General features: G+C 60.6%; 16 protein-coding genes. 3 read left to right on the top strand and 13 right to left on the bottom strand.

The window, feature by feature from the left end; genetic code table 11:
- Window positions 1-24: 24 nt before the first annotated feature.
- From AC1Q7Q_RS21595 to AC1Q7Q_RS21555, 9 genes are all read right to left on the bottom strand, one after another.
- On the bottom strand, window positions 25-768 hold the full coding sequence (locus AC1Q7Q_RS21595) for a hypothetical protein (protein ID WP_492370992.1): 744 nt from the start codon (window positions 766-768) through the stop codon (window positions 25-27).
- On the bottom strand, window positions 765-3,227 hold the full coding sequence (locus tag AC1Q7Q_RS21590; RefSeq protein ID WP_400096872.1) for a VirB4 family type IV secretion system protein: 2,463 nt from the start codon (window positions 3,225-3,227) through the stop codon (window positions 765-767). Before AC1Q7Q_RS21590 ends, AC1Q7Q_RS21595 begins: the two co-directional genes overlap by 4 nt.
- Window positions 3,228-3,232: 5 nt before the next feature.
- Complete coding sequence (locus AC1Q7Q_RS21585) at window positions 3,233-3,538, bottom strand: VirB3 family type IV secretion system protein (protein ID WP_253932276.1); 306 nt, start codon at window positions 3,536-3,538, stop codon at window positions 3,233-3,235.
- Window positions 3,538-3,861, bottom strand: a complete 324-nt coding sequence (locus tag AC1Q7Q_RS21580; protein WP_492370991.1) for a hypothetical protein — start codon at window positions 3,859-3,861, stop codon at window positions 3,538-3,540. The genes AC1Q7Q_RS21585 and AC1Q7Q_RS21580 overlap by 1 nt, the downstream gene beginning before the upstream one ends.
- Window positions 3,833-4,822, bottom strand: coding sequence for a TadA family conjugal transfer-associated ATPase (locus AC1Q7Q_RS21575; RefSeq protein WP_400096873.1), 990 nt, complete (start codon window positions 4,820-4,822; stop codon window positions 3,833-3,835). Before AC1Q7Q_RS21575 ends, AC1Q7Q_RS21580 begins: the two co-directional genes overlap by 29 nt.
- Before the next feature lie 72 nt (window positions 4,823-4,894).
- Window positions 4,895-5,530 (bottom strand): IncC plasmid conjugative DNA transfer DtrJ family protein, encoded by a 636-nt coding sequence (locus AC1Q7Q_RS21570; protein ID WP_400096874.1) that lies wholly within the window; start codon window positions 5,528-5,530, stop codon window positions 4,895-4,897.
- A gap of 10 nt (window positions 5,531-5,540) precedes the next feature.
- Window positions 5,541-6,050, bottom strand: a complete 510-nt coding sequence (locus tag AC1Q7Q_RS21565) for a hypothetical protein (RefSeq protein ID WP_492370990.1) — start codon at window positions 6,048-6,050, stop codon at window positions 5,541-5,543.
- An 18-nt stretch (window positions 6,051-6,068) separates the two neighbouring features.
- Window positions 6,069-7,925: a conjugative transfer system coupling protein TraD gene (gene traD / locus AC1Q7Q_RS21560; RefSeq protein WP_400096876.1), complete on the bottom strand. Its 1,857-nt coding sequence runs from the start codon at window positions 7,923-7,925 to the stop codon at window positions 6,069-6,071.
- A complete protein-coding gene (locus AC1Q7Q_RS21555; protein WP_492370989.1) occupies window positions 7,925-9,061 on the bottom strand; it encodes a TraI domain-containing protein in 1,137 nt (378 codons plus the stop codon). The genes traD and AC1Q7Q_RS21555 overlap by 1 nt, the downstream gene beginning before the upstream one ends.
- 647 nt (window positions 9,062-9,708) lie before the next feature.
- Between AC1Q7Q_RS21555 and AC1Q7Q_RS21550 the strand changes: the two genes are divergently transcribed.
- From AC1Q7Q_RS21550 to AC1Q7Q_RS21540, 3 genes are read left to right on the top strand one after another with little or no spacing between them, the layout of a single operon-like run.
- A complete protein-coding gene (locus AC1Q7Q_RS21550; RefSeq protein WP_492370988.1) occupies window positions 9,709-10,644 on the top strand; it encodes a hypothetical protein in 936 nt (311 codons plus the stop codon).
- Window positions 10,628-11,254, top strand: a complete 627-nt coding sequence (locus tag AC1Q7Q_RS21545; protein WP_400096879.1) for a hypothetical protein — start codon at window positions 10,628-10,630, stop codon at window positions 11,252-11,254. The genes AC1Q7Q_RS21550 and AC1Q7Q_RS21545 overlap by 17 nt, the downstream gene beginning before the upstream one ends.
- Complete coding sequence (locus tag AC1Q7Q_RS21540; protein ID WP_400096880.1) at window positions 11,251-11,775, top strand: FlhC family transcriptional regulator; 525 nt, start codon at window positions 11,251-11,253, stop codon at window positions 11,773-11,775. Before AC1Q7Q_RS21545 ends, AC1Q7Q_RS21540 begins: the two co-directional genes overlap by 4 nt.
- Window positions 11,776-11,838: 63 nt before the next feature.
- On the opposite strand, the gene AC1Q7Q_RS21535 is transcribed toward AC1Q7Q_RS21540, so the two are convergent.
- The 4 genes from AC1Q7Q_RS21535 to AC1Q7Q_RS21520 all read right to left on the bottom strand — a co-directional run bounded on the left by AC1Q7Q_RS21535 (window position 11,839) and on the right by AC1Q7Q_RS21520 (window position 15,351).
- A complete protein-coding gene (locus tag AC1Q7Q_RS21535) occupies window positions 11,839-12,372 on the bottom strand; it encodes an AAA family ATPase (RefSeq protein ID WP_400096881.1) in 534 nt (177 codons plus the stop codon).
- A gap of 336 nt (window positions 12,373-12,708) precedes the next feature.
- Window positions 12,709-12,849 (bottom strand): hypothetical protein, encoded by a 141-nt coding sequence (locus tag AC1Q7Q_RS21530; RefSeq protein WP_400096882.1) that lies wholly within the window; start codon window positions 12,847-12,849, stop codon window positions 12,709-12,711.
- A gap of 3 nt (window positions 12,850-12,852) precedes the next feature.
- Window positions 12,853-13,365 carry a hypothetical protein gene (locus AC1Q7Q_RS21525; protein WP_400096883.1) on the bottom strand — a complete coding sequence of 171 codons (513 nt, stop codon included), beginning with the start codon at window positions 13,363-13,365 and terminating at the stop codon, window positions 12,853-12,855.
- Between the two features lie 954 nt (window positions 13,366-14,319).
- A complete protein-coding gene (locus AC1Q7Q_RS21520; protein WP_492370987.1) occupies window positions 14,320-15,351 on the bottom strand; it encodes a carbon-nitrogen hydrolase family protein in 1,032 nt (343 codons plus the stop codon).
- Window positions 15,352-15,382: the final 31 nt, after the last annotated feature.

Below are 15,382 nucleotides of genomic sequence, written 5' to 3'. Positions count from 1 at the left end.
AATAGATATCGGCAGGCCATCGCGCTACTTCAGCCCGAGTTGATGAAGGCGTGCGTCAATGCCATTCGCATAGTCACGGGCATTGCTGTCCGCCGCCTTCGCCGAAGCCGTATCTGCGGCTTCCTTCTTGGCCGCGCTGGCGAGCTGAGCCGCCACTGCAGCCGACTGCACCTGGTTCTGTTCGATGAGCGTGTCCAGCGCTGCGGTGGCGACCTGGATCGCCTGGGTGGCCCCGGGCACGTTGCCAATCTCGTTGGCGATCCGCATCCGCTTCCCCTGCGCGGTCTGGATGGCCTGATTGAGCGCATCGTGCTTGTTGAGCAGATTGGATGCGTTGGCGTTGCCCAGCGCCGCGCGCTGCGTCATGTTGCTGACAAAGTTGTTGAAATTCCCGCTCTGAGACGCCCCATACAGGCCCATCACATCGCCGATGAAGTCGCTCTTTTTCCCCAACGCCCGCAGCAACGTATCGTCGGCGCCCGACAGGCGCCCGATCTGCGCCACCATCTGTTCCGCCTGCGCCAGATCGCTGATGCCCAACTCCCGAAGTTGGATCATCTTGCCGGAGTTGACCAACATTTGCACCGTCCGCGCCGCATTGGCCACGGCGATAGCCTCCTGCTTCAGTGTGGACGCCGCCGTCGCAGAGGTCTGGATCCAGTTGGTTGGATCGAAGACGATGCCGCCGGGACCGCCGCCGGCGTGGGCTTCGGTGCCGGCGATCAGAGTCGCGAGCAGAGTCAGGTATGCGGGACGGAGTAATTTCATGACGATGCGGTCTCCACGAGGTAGTTGGCCTTCCAGTTGGGCTTGCCGCTTCGCTTGTGCTCATCAAAGCGGCGTTGCAGGTGCCCCTCGGATCGCAGGAAAGCGAGCGATTTCGAATCCAGGGCGGTACGGATGACACGCGCAAAGCCGTTGCTCAGAATCAGGTACTCACGCTGCGGCATCAGCGTCTTGACGATATCGACGTTCTCGTTCGTCAAACCAAAGTGCTTGATATAGCCCTCGCGATGCGCTTCCGCACTCTTGTTGGCGAGCAGGATCTTGGTCAGGATGTTGTCCGTCATCGTGGCCGAGATATCGGACGAGGTAATCGAGGTCGGCGACTGGATTGTCAGCCACAGAAAGGCATTCTTCTTGCGGAAGGTCTTGAGCCAGTCATCCAGCCGGGGGGCGAACGCGGGGTGATTGACCAGGAATGACGCCTCTTCCAGATAGATGAAGGTCGGGCGGCCATCGAGCGACTCATGGATCTTCCGGAAGGCATAGTCGATGAACGCGCGCGCCAGCCGATCCACCGCCAGCAGATCCTTCATCTCGGTGCAGGTCCAGCTCGACAGCGAGTAGTCGTCGGTCGACGAGTCGAACATGCCATACGGCCGATCCTCGAGCCATTCACCCAGTTCGGTGGTCAGATGCCTAGGAAGCTGAAGCGCGAGCGTGGACAGCCGAATGTCCTGCGTGGACATGGCCAGCCTCTGGATTGCCGAGTCGATCGCATCGCGATCCTCGGCGGTGCAGCGATAGCCACCCTCCATGATCCGCTGGATGACCCACTCCCGAGCCCACAGCTGCCCATCGGGCGAGCCGTCCCGCAACACCGCCAGTGGGTTTAGCTGCATCTGGCCGTGCTTCATGTCGATGTGCTGCCCGCCGTGCAACTCGGTCGTGATGCGGCAGGAGTTGTCCCGGTCGAAGATGTAGACGTTGGACTGCCCAATCTCCGGGTCGTAGTACCGCCGGAACTGACTGAGGCAGAGAGAGACGAAGGTGGTTTTTCCGCCGCCCGTGGGCGCAATCAGTACGGCATGGCCCACCTGCCCAACGTGCGGGATAAAGTGGTAGCGTCCGCCATAGCCGTCGATAAACTGCGCCAGCGCCGAGACGGGTCGCCGCAAGACTTCGGAGAAATAGGGGTGCTCGCGATTGCCTTCATCCATCGTGAAGATGGGCGAGGCGTCGGCCACGTTCTCCAGGCTGACCAGGTGGTAGCGGGATTGCCGCGCCCACTGCCCGGGCAGCATTGCTTCCCAGGACGGGCCCAGGTTCTGCCGTTCGCGTACCGATTCGAACTCGACATCCGCGAGGCGACCGTGGACCAGCTGGCAGGCGGTCGTCAGCTCGTGTTCCGAATCGGCATACACCGCGATGGAAAGATTGTGGTACGCGAAACCCAGCCCCTCGGACGACAGGCGCCGCATGGCCTCCTTGCACTCGTCGTGCAGGTCCTGTTTGCCACTATCCGGCTCGGGCGTCGCGTCCGCCATCTTTTGCGCCACATAGTTGAACGGCGAGAACAGCGTCATCCGGTAGTAGTTCACCGCCCCCTTCAGCTCGGTCTTCGCCTGTTCTTTGCCGAGAAAGCGGATGATGTGACAGATCGTCATTTCAACGTCGGACCCCATCAGCGCTTCGAGCAGCAACGGCGACGTGGGGGAAGGCCACTCCTTCACACCGATGACGCCGCAGTACCGCACGTCCCCTTCGCTCTGGAAGGCCATGACCTGCTTGCCGGTGGTGATATAGCCATTTGCGATCCAGCCGTCGAGCAGCACACCCTGCGGCTTCGCGGGCGGTGCCAGGCGTGTTGCCGGGTTGGCGAGATGAAACAGGGAATTGGAGAACGCCCGGCGCTCCAGCCGCTCAAACCGCATCGTGGGAATGGTGGTGTCGAACATACCCAGCAAGCCCTCGAACTCCCCTACCGCCTGCTGCAGCCGGTCCCGGTCCCGCAGCACTTCGGTGCTGGCCGAAACGGACCCCAGTGCGCCACGCAACAGCGCGACGGGAAGGCTCCTGCCCTCCTCGTTCATCAGCCGCGTGACGCTATCCAGATAGCCCTCAACGCCCTGGTGGCCGGTGTAGAGGAGAAAGAACCAATGCCGGAAGCGGTAGGAGATGCCCGACCGGAAGGTGTTGCCGATCAGCCGATCGAGCTGGGCTGCCGTGGTGTTGTCGAAGTCGCCTTCCGGATACGTGTAATCCTTGCGCTTGTCGACGATCCACCACCCGGTCAGCCGCGAGTCGAACTGCCCGAAGGCGCGCTGCAATTGCGTGACAGCCTGGTCGACGAGGTCGTCATCCAAGTTGTCCGGGTCCGGCCCTTGGTAGGCATACGCCGCCAGCAGGGAGCCATCCTTGCACAGCAGCAATTCAGACGTCACGAAGTCGAGCCACGGCAGGATCTCCTGCTGCGGGTGCTCGGCCTCGTCCTTCTTGTACATGATCTCTAGCATCGGACACCTCGCCCATAGCCGACCGGCCGCTGCGCCCCCTTGAAGCGGTCTCGTACGTGCGGCTGGTAGTGGTCTGCCGTCTCGGCATACTTGAGATAGATGTCGATCACCTGCGGATCTTTCCGATACGCCCAGCGCAACACGGCGTGCATCACGATCCCCGCTGCCAACGGAAGCGGCGTGGTCGCCAGAAAGCACGCCAGCCCCACGCCCGGCCAGATCATGGCCATGGCCTTCAGGCCGATGCCGCCCGAGAGCATGGGCTTCTGCAAGGCGAGATAGGTGACGGACTCGCGCATCAGATCGAGCAGGCCGGAGGGATCAGCCCGGTGGCGGCAACGAGCGTGTAGGCGGCGACGGCGATCACGCAGCCCAGGAAGATGTATTGGCCCAATTCCGAGAGGTGCGCCTGCTTGTTGAAGTAGCCGATCACCCACAGGAAAATCGCCAGCACCGCGATCGCGCCCACGATCTGCTTGAAGTAGTTGATCAGGAAGCAGAAGGCCTGCATGCCGCCGGAGGCGGACTGCGCAGCCGCGGAGGCGGAGAAGACCGCCAGCACCGTCAGCACGACGATCCGGTGCGGTTTGAGCCTAAACTTCTTCAAGTACGTATTGACCATGTTCATCCACTCCTTTGACAAGACAGATTTGTTCCACCCGGCGCTCGATGCCGACTTCGTGGTTGGTTAGCATCCGGGCATGCTTCTTTGCGTAGACCACCAGATGGATCGTCTTTGCGAGGTAGCGCCGAGTCGTCCTGGCGTCGAACTGCGCCCCCGGCGGCAAAGACTGCTGAAATAGGATTTCGATGGCATCGAGGGCATCCTCGGCGCCATTCGCGTGCACCGTCGTGAGCGTGCCGTCGTGGCCACTGTTCATCGCGCGGATCAGGTCATAGGTGTCGTCACCGCGCGTCTCCCCCAGGATCAGGCGGTCTGGCCGGAATCGCATCGCCAGCTTGACCAGCAGGCGCGCCGTCAGCCCGGCCTGGTGGTTGGCCACCCAGGCCACATGATTGGGGACCGTGATGTTGAGCTCGCGGGCGTCTTCAATCGTGATGACGCGCTCGTGCGGCGGGACCTTGCCGAGGAAGGCGTTGGCGAGCGTGGTCTTGCCCGAGGAGGTGCCGCCTGCCACCAGCAGGTTCTTGCCTTGCCGGATAAAGAGTTCGGTCACCTTGTCGGCCTGCGCCTTGGTCAACATCTCGCGGGCCACCAGCTGCTCCAGCGTGGGCCGCTTGTCCGGGGGCAGGTGCTTGCGGATCGAGAAGGTCGATCCGTCGGGTGCCGTCGGTGCGATCGCGCCGGCAAAGCGCATGCCGTCGAGCGTCGCATCCACAATGGCGTCGGCCGAGGAGGCGATGGCATCCTTGCGAACCTGTTTCGCGATAGCCTGAATGGCGATCTGGATCTCGTGTTCTGCGAGCCGGAGTCCGGTATCTACCACCTTCCCGGCCCGCTCGACAAAGACGGCCCCGCCCGGGTTGACCATGATTTCGCTGACCGCCTCGTCCCCAAGGACGGGCAGAAGCGGTTTCAGGCTGCGGGCGATCGCGTCGGCGATGATGTTGGCTTGGATCATGGGAACCATGATCCCGCGCCGCCAGCGGAAATCGCCGGCGAATCCACCACTGAAATCGCCCGGACTCGGCCGTCAGGCGCCCGTCTGCAAGTTGGCAGCCATGACCCAGACGGCCGCCGCGGTCGCCAGGAAGAAGCCGCCAAGCACCAATGGCGTGAGCGTCAGCGGAGTGATGGGCACGAACATGGCCAGCCCAATCGCGAGCAGGACGAAGTGCATGCTCGAGTAGAAGAAGATGGGATTGTGCTGGCCGAAGTCATACCGCTTCTTCAGCCGTGAGCCAATGCCGTCAACAAACGCGGGCAGCGCAAAGCCAATAGCGGCCGTGAGATAGAGAGGCCCCAAGGCTAGGACTCGCCACAATACGCGGTACACCAGCATCCAGAAGCCGGCCACCCAATCGCGCAGCCAACCGGTCGCGCCCGCGGACAACGAGGGCCCACCCATCCGTTGCGGTTGCGTGAGTGTCACGCTGCGCTTGACCCAACCCGGCGCAACGAACCAGCGTTCGAACTTATCGTCGGCCCGGCGGGTCACCTCCCGGTCCTGACCGCCCCACCCAGACAGGAACCGCACCTCGGCAGGGCCGATCTGGAATGACTCGGGCGTCATGACCCCTGGCAGGATCATCAGCGCCACTAGAGGCGCCAGCAGCCACCAGAATAGGATGTGCTGGTTGAACTCGCTTTTCTCTGCGAAGAGGATCATCGAAGGCCTCTCAAGGCGAAGGCAACGGAGGCCGGCTCGGGGGCACCTCTCTGTCGCGGTACTTCCTGAGTAGGGTCTCGGCCATCACCGGAGTGAAAAACTGGTTGGCAAACCGCTCGATGGCCATGGTCTGGCCGAGTTCGTTGGGGACCCAGATGAGGTCATCCTTTCCATCCGCGAAATCGCTAAGGCTTTGATGGGCAGGGTTCCAGGTCTCGCCAGCTGCTGACGTGCACGTATGCTGGTACATGTCGCAGCCCTCCTCGATCCACGTATAGAGATACCAGCCCATTGCGTCGCCGCCACGCCGTTCCGCCGCGAAATAGGCCGTCAGCGCCAGACGCACGGTCTCCCGCACTAGATATCGATCGTTGACCTTCCCATCGCCGACATACTGCAGAAAGCGGATTGTGAGGTCCTTGAGTAGCGGATGCGCGTACCAAACCTTCCGCGCCGCGGGCTGGACGCCAATCTCCGTGGCGAGCCGGACCAAGGGCGTGTATTCGTGTTTTTTAATCATTATTTTTTCTTCTTCTCTCTATTGCGCAATCAGTGGAAGGCGCCCCTTGTACAACGTGCTGCCGCCGAGGAAAGCAAAGTAATGTAGACCCGGCAATCTGGTCAATAGATCCGGCGAGACAAACGGCGAGTCTGTATCCTCGATCGCTCGCCCTGTGCTGCCCCGAAACTCGGTGAAGGCGGTGGAGCTCTCTGAGGTATTGGAGAACGAAGTGGACTGCTTCCGCGCGATCGTGCTGCCGAAGCTCTCCGAAATCCACTTCGCTGTCTCGTAGTCCTTCACCCGCAAACAAATCACGTTGTTAAGGTTCCCGAGCATCTGGCGTGCCTTCTCCCGTGACCCAAGCCGGACGATAAAATCCGCCTCAGTCTGCGTCGCCATGAAGGCTTTGATGCCGGCGCCACCGCCCTTATTCAAAATCTGGATCGCTTGATCATTGGTCAGCTCCGCTGACTCGTCGGCCATAAGGTAGACGTCTGTCTTGCCGGTTGTGTTATAGATGGCGCCCGCCACAGATGCTAGATCGGCGAGAAAGACACTGCCGATCGCAGAGCCGATGATGCCGTCGGCGAGGGAGTTCGTTGCCATATACAACACGGCATTCTCGTTGATGATCTTCGCGGTGTCGTAAATCGGACGCGCGTCGCCAACATCCTCCGGGTTGGGAGAGAGCATTGCACCGAGCTCACCGGAACCAAGCTTCTCCAGGATCGGCTCCAGAACCTGGATCATCTTCGAGTAGTGCTCCTTCGAATGCAGAACCATGGCGACCAGTCCGTCGATGACCTCGTCGACGTTCTCCGCCTCGGCCCTGTATTTCTGGACCATGAGATCAAGGCGGCTCACTGCCCGGCCCGCCGCTCCGCCACCGGCACTCATCAAATCTCGGTCCCAGGACGCACCCTCTGCAGCGAAGAAGCGCTGTGTCAGCAACTGCTCGAGTAACGGCTCCACGCCCAGCTGTATATAGCGCCTCACTTTACGTATGTTCGGTCTCTCACCGCACGCAACCATCCCGGACATGACGCGAAACAATGACTTCCAGGCAAAGGACCGAAACGATTCATCCGCCTCGACGAGATTGGTGATGCGCGTAGCCGCCTCGCTGATATTGCCCCAGTTGGCGAGCGGATTGATACGGATGGACTTGGACGGATGCGCCGGGTGAAAGTAGAGGAACTTCCTCCCCGCCCGCTTGCACTCTGTTCGCAACCGACGCTCCCAGTCCTGATCGCCCTTTGGGTCCAGAACAATGAGCGCGCTTCCGGGAAGATCAATGATCTGCGTGGAGATGAGTTCGTAGAGGCGAGTCTTACCGCTCCGTGTGGTCCCGACGATCAAGGTATGGCCGGGAAGGGAATCCAACGGCAGACGAACCGGGATCTCCGCAGGTTCCATGCCGTGGATCCACGGTACGCCAATGGCATCCTCCTTCAGCAGGACGGAGTTCGGCGGTGTGATGTGCCGCACCACGCTGTTAGGAAGCCAGCGCGGCAATGTACCGAGTTCTTCGGGATTTCGGCTGAGAATCTCCCGAGCGAGTTCGGCGTGACGCTGTTTCCAGAGAAAGCCCCTCCCTAGCCAGAAGGCCCCCTGTTCCCCGCTGTCCGGGTCCCGAGGCACCCTCTCTCTTCGAGAATGCACCAATACCTCGCTCACCGCGAGCTTCTCGGCGCGCAGCACCGACAGCGAGATACGAAACCGATAAATATCGAGAGCCTGGTGCGCACGCAGCGCACCGAGGGCGAGCCCGAATGGCGCGCCGACCCACCAAAGGGGAGGCTGCGCCGCCGACAGGAACATCGCGGACCCAGCCCAGACGCCCGCGGTCGCGACGTCGTAGTTCGGGCGGAACATATCTCGATAGGAGCGCATCAGTTCGTCTCCTCCTCGAATAGCGCTTTGCCAACCCAGCGCAGGAGAATCAAGTGCGTGGTCGATTGATCCTTTACCAGGCCTCCCTCGACGAGCAGCTTCATCGCCGCTGCTTGTGACATTCCGTAGCGACCGAGTGCCTTCTTCGGGAAGTGAATATTGTCTTCGTTAAATTGACACTCGATGCGGATCTTTGCTATGTCCTTATCGACTCGGATGGCTTTCAGCAAATCACTAAGTAGCGGGCTCAGTTGCTGCATCGACGGCGCGGCAGCAGGATTAAAGGCCACCGTACTTTCAGCCTGACCAGCCGAGGAGGCGTGTGGTGGCGCCGGCGCCGCCGGCTGGACTGGTGCCGGCGGCAATTCTGGGACGCGTGTCGGCACCACCGCCTCGGGCAAGGCGAGGATTTCGCTCAGCGAGAGTTGGGACTGGCCCAGTTGATCAATACGCCTAGCTCTCTCCCTCACGTCGATCTCAAACGCCTTGTCCTGAGCCACTCGCACGACACGGCATAGCGGCGACTCGACCGCGATCTTGCCGCGAACCGGAAGGATCGAGTCGACCATCGCTGCGATCACCGACTCCTCGAAATCTCCCCACAAGCCCGGTTCAAAGAAGCGACCTGCGATCAGCGCCGCCACCATTCGAGACGGTGCACGGACAGAAGGATTCCAGGACACCGTGAAGTTTTGCACTCCAGCCTCCTCCAACGCGCGCGCCAGCGATACCTGGTTCATCGGCGACCAGCGCCTTCCGGCCACCGTCACGATCGCAACGGCTTCAAGGATCGCCGGCACGGATGCGAGCGCCGCTGCGAATCCACCGTAGCGGTACTGCGGGTCCAAGGCCCGCCTCATCTCAGCAGTATGACTAGGGGCGAAGATCGCATCGTTCGCCAAGCGGAAGGCCATCATTCCGCTGATCACGCCGAAGCGCAACGCGCCGCCGTGCTCGCAGTACGCGTCTCGCGCGAGAGGAAGGGACAGCACACACATCGCCAAGCGGTCCAGCAACGGCTGCACATGCCGGTCAAATTGCGCTCGGTTGAATCCGGACGCAGATTGCAACGTATCCAAGAGGTCGCTGCCAAGAGAGGAAAGCAGCGTAGCGGATGACTGATATGAGAGTTCCATGGCTACCCATCTTGCCGCTCTTTGATTTCAGTCAGTCGACGATTCCCACGCCAATTCCATCACGACTTAGCGAAACGCTGTGTACTTTTCTTTGGCTTTGCATTGAAGATAGGACAATATGCTCGGCGAATTTTTTGATCAAATTTCGCCACTTCGACTTTGCAGCAGCTGGCATGAGGCGGTCGAAAATGTTCAATCCTAGATGGCCCACGCTGTCGGAGGTTGTCCCACGTGGGCACAATTTATTCCCGTTAAGTCTTTGATTCCAAAAGAGCCAAAAGATTCAGTCGGCCAATAAATTGCTCAATTTTGGCCGGCTAAACATGCCGGTTCTGGGTTCTGCACGGACAGCGACTCCCGGCTCCTCACCGAGCAAATTCCAAGTTTTCCCCACTCGCGTGGGGCCTCCCACAAAATCTTTTGGTATTTCGCTAGCATTCAATAGTTGCATTTGCTTGTTCGTGGGTGACCATCGAGAGGGGACAAGTGGATGGTAGTTTTGATTGTGGAATGGAGGATTTATGCTTAACAGAATGAACGGCAGGTTTGAGCTACCCGTAGACCTGGATCTCCCTCCCGAGATCAGAGGTGAGGTATACGCACTCTGTGCAGAGATCTTTGCCACGAAGAGACGACTGGCAAGGGAGGTGGTTGAGCTGGGCCTTTCCCTTAGAAAGCTAAAATCTGTAATGGGTGATAAGTTTGAGGACATCGCCCTTGACACTCTAGGCTTCGCCCGTACTTCGCTTTATAGATACCTAAAGGTGGCATCCGTCTACCTGGTCGCGAGCAACGGCATGGAGGATCCCAGCGTTCTCCGCGACGCTACGACCGTCACGGCCTTCCAGTTGCTCGACGGAGCGAGTGAGGAGATTCTCTGCGAGGTTAGAGAACGGGCCTCACGCGGAGAGCCAATCAATGAAGCCTTGGTGAAGGACCTGATGAGTACCCAGGCGCGCCTTGAGCAGAGCCTGGCTGCGGCCCAGGAACAAATCAAGGTTCAAAAGCACGAGCATGCCGAGGTCGAGCGCGAGTTGAGCGCGAAGATTGATCATCTGGAGAACGAAAAGACTGCGAGCAGATTGGCAGAAAGCCAAACTGCAAACATCGCTGCTGAAGCCCAACGCCGCGCCGATAGCCTTACGGAGGATATACTGGCACTGGAGGAATCAATTCGGACCCTTCAAGTTGAAGCGGATCGTGTAAAGGCCGAGCAGACAGCAGAACGTCAACCGGGTCGCCCGCTGACTGAGCAAGAGATCGTCGCTATCCGTAGTGCGGAGCTTGATCGAATCAAGCACGAGTTGGCCACAGCGACTCAAAAACTTGCTGACACTGAAGCGACGCGAAGGCAAGTCGAGGACGAGATGGCCCAAGCAAAAAGCGCGAACGACGAAGTTCGCAACCTGCAGTCCGACTTCCAGACGTTTTGTGGCTCCCTATCCAAGACGCTCGTTTTTAAGACTACCTTGCTGAGCGCTGAGTCGAAGCAGGTGCTCGCCGCGATGACCGAGAACCTGACCGGCATGCTACACACCATCGATCAATATTGCGGCAGGGGGAAAAATGGATCGCATCCCTGAAGGATTTGCTGACGACGTGGCGGCGCAATTGGTTCGCGGGGAGATCCAGAGATCGAACAGAGCAGTAGTTAGGGCGCTCATTACCGCCGCTTATGCTGGGGAGGGACCCGCCCCGGACTTCATCGGAGTAACAAGGAGCACGCTCCAACTGTTCGCGGAGGCATCTCCGCGCCAACTCGATGCTGTTTATCAAGTCGGACTCCCCCTATGGGACTTCACGCTCAGCGGTCGTCAATTGAATAGCGTTCTCACTGGGAGCGTCGTTGTTCGGACTTTCGCGGGTGATCCGGCCGCTCAAGCAGTACCCCAACTCGTCCTCAGCGAGGTACAAAAGGCAAACAAGGCGATTATTAAGGCACTGGTCACCGCATCACGGCATTGCGACGGTCTAACGCCGGAGTTGATAGGGGTACCGCCGGATACGCTCGACCTGTTGGCAAGAGTGAAGCAGAGTCAATTGGACCCCATCGATAGAATTCCAGCCCCGCTGTGGGTCTTTCGATTCGCCACACCGGCCGCTTTGGCCAGATCACTGCTTGACGGGGAGATCGGAGCGATGGCCATGACGCACCGCTTCCTAGCGGGCTTTAACGTTGGGATCCCGCAATGAAAGAGACACCCGTAAGCCGCGTCAAAATGCGCCAGGCACGAATGCTATGCCTGATGGGGGCTCGGGCCGTCACCATCACGTCGGCCACCGGTATCAGGCTCTCCGACGCGCGTGACATATACAAGGAGATCAACGGCACCGCGTCCCCCTCAGGGCAGACACCGCACTCCCTGGACTGGTACACCGAGCGTCCAGCACGGCAACTTCAAGCCAGCATTCTCCTGAGGCTCTACGCTCGCGCCACCCAGCGCGGGTACTCGGCCCAACAGGCATTCATCGCGACGTACGAGGTGTATTCGAACATCTATGGGGGAGCTAGTGGCCGGCTGCATACGCAGCGCCTGGTGGATCCCGAGCGTGCCCTCTATCTTGTCAAGCGCTCCGGTGACTTTGGCACCCTTAGTGCGGCAGGTGTTGGAGAGCCGGTTGCCATGCAGGCTTGCCGCTCCTGCGGTCTAGAGGTTCTCGGCGCAGTACGTGAACCATCCTTCATTTGCCCGCATTGCAAGTCCGAGAGTTAGGCCGCCGTTCCTCACCGGTAGCGCCACGCCCCGTTGGGTGCGTGGCGCTGGACAACGAGGACGTTAACGAACGTTTGTTCGGGACGATAGAATGGCGGCATCTTCCCTGCATGCATTTAGATCGCGGTCGTTATCGAAACGCTCAATCCGCACGCCGGCGGCCTGAAGGACACTCTCCAACTGAAGATCGCGCGCGGACATACCTCCGGCCGTCCATGCGCGTCGCGACACCACGGCCCGCTGCCGAAGGCGATCCCGCCTCTGCTTATCTGAGGCCTGCACGAGAACGATCCGCCAGCTAGAATCGAGCAACACCAAATGCGATGGGCTCGACGGTAAGCCGTCCAGGACCACACGAGGCCTTGCCATTGCCAGCTCGACCACCGCCGCGGCAACATCGTCTGGCAACGGTCTCCCCGGATCCGCCTCTCGCAGCCTGGCCATCAGCCGCACCGAGATATCGCTAGGTTGCATTCCCATTCTCGCAAGCCTTCGCAGCGCTCCGATACTGATATGCCAGTAACCTTGCTCGGCCAGTAGCTGCCCAACGGTGCTTTTGCCGGCACCGTGCAATCCAATCAGGCACAGGCGGCTCATCGGCTACGCCGCACGGCCGAAGGCTTCAGCGTGCACGCCCCCCCGGAACTTTGAGAGTGTAGCAATCATGGTCTCGATGTCCTTTACTAGGCCCTGCTCCAGCAATCGTTCAAACACTGATGGATCGGTTCGCCGTAAGGCGTTGAGCGTCGCCCGCGCGTCCCGTAGGTTGTCCGTCGCGTCGCCGATGTACTCGAGTGATCTGATTGGGTCCACAACCTTCTCCTATCAGGTTGACGTTGCCATTTGAGTTTCCCGTATCGCTTGTTGACCACTATCTTCGCCGTTGTACGACTAGAAACCCGTGCAGTGGCGACTCCCGCCCGGTCATAATTTTTAAAGATTGGAGCGAACGAGCGCCCACACTTCCCGCCAGTCCACCGCGTCGCTGACCACCCACAGGACCATGAACACCCCCACAAGGCGCGCACAGGTCCAGCGGCGGCGCATCGACGGCAGCAGCTTGCGGTCAAGCATTCTCTAACTCACGCGGGACAGGTTACCTTGCAGGACGCCGACAGACTCCATGTCGGAATACCGAACCTCTTGGGCGACCAACGTTCCGCCATTGCGCAGCGATGCCGTCCCGACCTCTTCCGCATCGATATGGCCCCAGTTCACCAGTAGCTCCGTCGCGGTCACCGTCGTCGTCCGGACAGTGCCGAGGTTGAACAGTCGCTTCACCGTGATCACTGCGCCTATCTCCGCGCCTTCGGCGAGGATCAACGTGCCATCCGGAATGTCAATCCTTCCTTCCGGGACGCTACCGGCTAGATATAGGCCACCCTCACGCACATCGACGTCACCTCTGATCACGCAAGTGCCCTTGAGGACGTGGCGAATATCTTCGGCCTGATGGTCGATCACCAGCGTCTTGCCATCGATGCGATAGCCCGGTGTCGCTGCGTCGGTGGCGCCAGGGCACTCAGCACTGGTCGCAGGCTGCGCAGGAACAATGGCGGCGATGTTCGGTAAGGGACTGACGTTGTTCATTTCGCGGAAGATGAAGGTTGGGATTGAAGCCGGGCGGCTTCCGCCGTGGCGTTGGCCCCCTTCTCTGGGTGACCTTGCGGCGTTTCCTTTGTCGAGGCAGGATTCGCGGGCTTCGTCGCCGGCGCAGCCGCGCCCTTCAATGTCACCTTTACGCCGGCGGCCTCATCTCCAGCCTGCATGCTCCTGGCAGGCCGCCCCTGATTCCCGGCATTCGGCGGAGGCGCGGGTAGCGGTAGCGGTAGCGGAATCAATGCCCCATCGCCGCTTGCTGCTGGCATCGCGGGCGGCAATGCGACAGCACGGGCGGGCGGCGTGGATGCATCCTTTGCTGCGGGCAATTGCGCCGGCTCATAGGCGGGCGTGGGACTCAGTGGGGCAGCAGGCGCTGGTGTGGCGACCGCTGTACCAGGCTCGGCGGGAGCGGGACGCACGTTCGACAGAGGTTGGCCCCCTGCAGCGCCTTCATCTTTTCGAACATCGGATGCAACCACTTTCCCGGCGGCGCCATCTGACGCCCCTGCGGGAATCCCCGGGGCCGCCGCAGTCGGTCGTGGGGTCGCTACCACCTGCTGACGGCTCTGTTGCTGGCTATGCTCGAGATACTGCTGTCCGCCGATTCCAACAAGCACCGGTATTGCAAGATAGGCGTACACGCCGTTCTGCGCTCGGAAACGCGACCACCACTTCAGGACACGCACCAACCGCTGTCGCATGGGCGCGGTTGGGTTGCGCGTCACCTCACGCTTGTCGCGCGTCTGCGGAACTTCTTCGCGTTCAGATTGCCCTACTTCGGTAGGGTGAGAAGCCGGCACCCTCGCTACAGTTTGCGAGCCGATGAGGGCGGCGATGCTGGGGCTGAGGTCGATTTGCATGGTGGTATTGAACGCGAAAACGTTGCCACCGTGGGACTCAAGTTCTCCCCAAAAATATGCGTGTTTCGATGTCGACGCCAGCTCAATGCACTGCTTCACTGATTAGAAGAGGGCTCGCAAAGAGGCGGGCCCATGACCTTGCCACCGAACGTTGAATCGCTAGTGCGCCCAGCGTATCCCACCATCCGTTCGCTACCAGAATAACCGGGGTGCCGTAGTGAAGGTGATAGAGCGGAAGCGATGTGCTGCCCTCAAAGCAAACAAGCAGACTCGCGAACTGGCCCGCGACGTCGATCACGCTGCCTGCTCTCGCGTAATCAGCTGGGTATTCCTCGACCAGCGGAATGGGTGCAATTGCCGACGTGAAAGTGCCCTCAGGCAAATGCCAAACGCCCTTGCGCAGAGTACCGCCATGCATCCGGATGCCGCCAACCAGGAGGTGCTGGCCGGGCTGCAATGCCGTCCTCAGATTGCGCATGGCTGCGAGCGGCAAGGCGCCGAGCCAGTTCTCCGGTGCGATCACGACTGGAGCCTTCGCGCTTCGCACGGTGTCTGCGAGTCGGATCATCGCAACCGCCGCCTCCTCGAAGGTGCGGGGCACCGGCGGGGCGGAGCGGAATTGCAGCGCATGCCATCCGACCACAGCCTTCGGCGGATCCGATATCGCCCGCAGGTTAAGGGCAACGGCAAGCAGCCCGCTTGCCAACAGGCACGTGGCCAACATACCCCTTCCCGCGCCGCCGACGTGTCGCCAACCTACGATGGCCAGCGCGACGGTCACATACAGGGCGACTCCGATGTATCCGCTAGCAGGGAATAGCCACCCTGCCGCAGCAAGCGGCGGCAATGGCAGCCAATAGGCGAGTGGCGGCAATGACGGCATGAGCAATTGCATCGCGCAGCGAAGCCACCAAGGTCCAGGCACAAGCGCCGGCGATGCCATTATCATTGCATAGCCGAACTGGACAAACACCGCGAGCCACCACGGTGCGCCCGACAGGTAGGCCGATGCAGCAACACACCACGCGACCCCTAGATACACCGGAAATGCGCGGGCATATCGGGCCTTCGGGGATTGCCTGTCCGTCATCCATGGCAAGAGGGCATATGCCATACCGCTCACCGGTGGCAATGAGATAGCCACC

The organism is Cupriavidus sp. GW823-FHT07A04, from assembly GCF_058794615.1.
The sequence above is the reverse complement of the archived record's forward strand: the minus strand, read 5'-3'. Positions and strand labels throughout refer to the sequence as shown.

What these genes read in the sequence shown, in the direction of transcription:
- AC1Q7Q_RS21595 (WP_492370992.1), bottom strand. Translation starts at nt 768, where the DNA reads ATGAAATTACTCCGTCCCGCATACCTGACTCTGCTCGCGACTCTGATC.
- AC1Q7Q_RS21580 (WP_492370991.1), bottom strand. Translation starts at nt 3,861, where the DNA reads ATGGTCAATACGTACTTGAAGAAGTTTAGGCTCAAACCGCACCGGATC.
- AC1Q7Q_RS21545 (WP_400096879.1), top strand. Translation starts at nt 10,628, where the DNA reads ATGGATCGCATCCCTGAAGGATTTGCTGACGACGTGGCGGCGCAATTG.
- AC1Q7Q_RS21570 (WP_400096874.1), bottom strand. Translation starts at nt 5,530, where the DNA reads ATGATCCTCTTCGCAGAGAAAAGCGAGTTCAACCAGCACATCCTATTC.
- AC1Q7Q_RS21520 (WP_492370987.1), bottom strand. Translation starts at nt 15,351, where the DNA reads ATGGCATATGCCCTCTTGCCATGGATGACGGACAGGCAATCCCCGAAG.
- AC1Q7Q_RS21555 (WP_492370989.1), bottom strand. Translation starts at nt 9,061, where the DNA reads ATGGAACTCTCATATCAGTCATCCGCTACGCTGCTTTCCTCTCTTGGC.
- AC1Q7Q_RS21590 (WP_400096872.1), bottom strand. Translation starts at nt 3,227, where the DNA reads ATGTACAAGAAGGACGAGGCCGAGCACCCGCAGCAGGAGATCCTGCCG.
- AC1Q7Q_RS21540 (WP_400096880.1), top strand. Translation starts at nt 11,251, where the DNA reads ATGAAAGAGACACCCGTAAGCCGCGTCAAAATGCGCCAGGCACGAATG.
- traD (WP_400096876.1), bottom strand. Translation starts at nt 7,925, where the DNA reads ATGCGCTCCTATCGAGATATGTTCCGCCCGAACTACGACGTCGCGACC.
- AC1Q7Q_RS21525 (WP_400096883.1), bottom strand. Translation starts at nt 13,365, where the DNA reads ATGAACAACGTCAGTCCCTTACCGAACATCGCCGCCATTGTTCCTGCG.
- AC1Q7Q_RS21535 (WP_400096881.1), bottom strand. Translation starts at nt 12,372, where the DNA reads ATGAGCCGCCTGTGCCTGATTGGATTGCACGGTGCCGGCAAAAGCACC.
- AC1Q7Q_RS21585 (WP_253932276.1), bottom strand. Translation starts at nt 3,538, where the DNA reads ATGCGCGAGTCCGTCACCTATCTCGCCTTGCAGAAGCCCATGCTCTCG.
- AC1Q7Q_RS21565 (WP_492370990.1), bottom strand. Translation starts at nt 6,050, where the DNA reads ATGATTAAAAAACACGAATACACGCCCTTGGTCCGGCTCGCCACGGAG.
- AC1Q7Q_RS21530 (WP_400096882.1), bottom strand. Translation starts at nt 12,849, where the DNA reads ATGCTTGACCGCAAGCTGCTGCCGTCGATGCGCCGCCGCTGGACCTGT.
- AC1Q7Q_RS21575 (WP_400096873.1), bottom strand. Translation starts at nt 4,822, where the DNA reads ATGATCCAAGCCAACATCATCGCCGACGCGATCGCCCGCAGCCTGAAA.